The sequence below is a fragment of the Rhodococcus sp. BS-15 genome, assembly GCF_000813105.1.
Taxonomy (GTDB): Bacteria; Actinomycetota; Actinomycetes; order Mycobacteriales; family Mycobacteriaceae; genus Rhodococcoides.
The window spans coordinates 1-1,353 of sequence record NZ_BAOX01000544.1; the positions used below are offsets into that span (position 1 = coordinate 1).

Annotated in this window: 1 protein-coding gene; it reads left to right on the forward strand. The window is 66.0% G+C overall.

Annotation, left to right across the window (positions count from 1 at the left end; all coding sequences use genetic code 11):
* Nucleotides 1–24: 24 nt before the first annotated feature.
* On the forward strand, nt 25–1,353 hold a 1,329-nt coding region (gene ftsW / locus RHBS_RS27790; RefSeq protein ID WP_128646928.1), incomplete at its 3' end, for a putative lipid II flippase FtsW.

The window sequence follows — 1,353 nt, forward strand, 5'->3', positions numbered from 1 at the left end:
CACCGACATCGGATCGCCGCGATCGTGACCGCCGCCGGTCAGCCGCCGCGTCCGCCTCGCCGCACCGCCGCTCCACGCACTCGAATAGGCCTGTGGTTCGGCAGGCCGCTCGCGTCCTTCCATCTCATCGTCACGATCGCAGTCCTGCTCACGGTGTTGGGCCTGGTGATGGTGCTGTCGGCGTCGTCCGCCGAATCCTTCGCAGCCGACGAGTCCGGGTACGCGCTCTTCACCCAGCAGCTGATCGGTGTCGCGCTGGGAGTCGTCGCGTTTTACGTCGCTCTCCGGCTGCCGGTTCGGTACCTCAGGAAGCTGTCGTTTCCGCTGTTCTTGGTCTCGATCACCATGCTGATGCTGGTGCTGATTCCCGGTATCGGTGCCGAACGCCAAGGCGCGCGCCGCTGGTTCGACTTCGGCGTCGTGTCCTTCCAGCCGTCCGAGCTCGCCAAGGTGGCACTGGTTCTGTGGGGCGCGCACCTGTTGGCCTCGCGTCGCAGCGAACACGGCAACATCAAGTCGTTGCTCATTCCGTTGCTGCCTGCGGGTCTGCTGATGTGCCTGCTCGTCGTCCTGCAGCCGAACCTGAGTACCGCCATCGCCCTCGGCATCATCCTGGTGGCGCTGCTGTGGTTCGCCGGCCTCAACGCCCGGTTGTTCGGTGCGGTGCTGATGACCGGGATGGCGCTGGCAACCGTGCTCGCGTTCACCGCCGGTTACCGGTCCAACCGCGTCAAGGCCTGGCTCAACCCGGGCGAGGACACCCAGGGTCTGTCGTACCAGTCCACCCAGGCGAAATACTCACTGGCCGACGGCGGAATGTTCGGTCGCGGGCTCGGGCAGAGCCGCGCGAAGTGGAGTTACCTGCCCAACGCGCACAACGACTTCATCTTCGCCATCATCGGCGAGGAACTCGGGATGATCGGCTGCCTGGCAGTCATCGGATTGTTCGGCCTCTTCGTCTACACCGGCCTGCGCATCGCCATGCGTTCGGTCGATCCGTTCCTGCGTCTGCTGACCGCAGGTGCCACGTGTTGGGTGTTCGGTCAGGCCATGATCAACATCGGCTACGTCGTCGGGCTGCTGCCGGTGACCGGTCTGCAGCTTCCGCTGGTGTCCTACGGTGGTACCTCGACTGCGATCACGCTGCTGATGTTCGGCATCATCGCGAGCGCCGCCCGGCACGAACCGGAGGCGATCGCAGCCCTGCACGCGGGGCAGGAGGGCCGAATCGCGCGAGCTCTGAAGCTGCCGCTGCCCGCCGTGTTCTCGCCCAAGCGAGCTGCGATGGCACGCTCGAAGTCCACTCGCCCCACGCTGGCGGCGCAGGATCGCAAGCGCCTCGAGTCCCGTAAG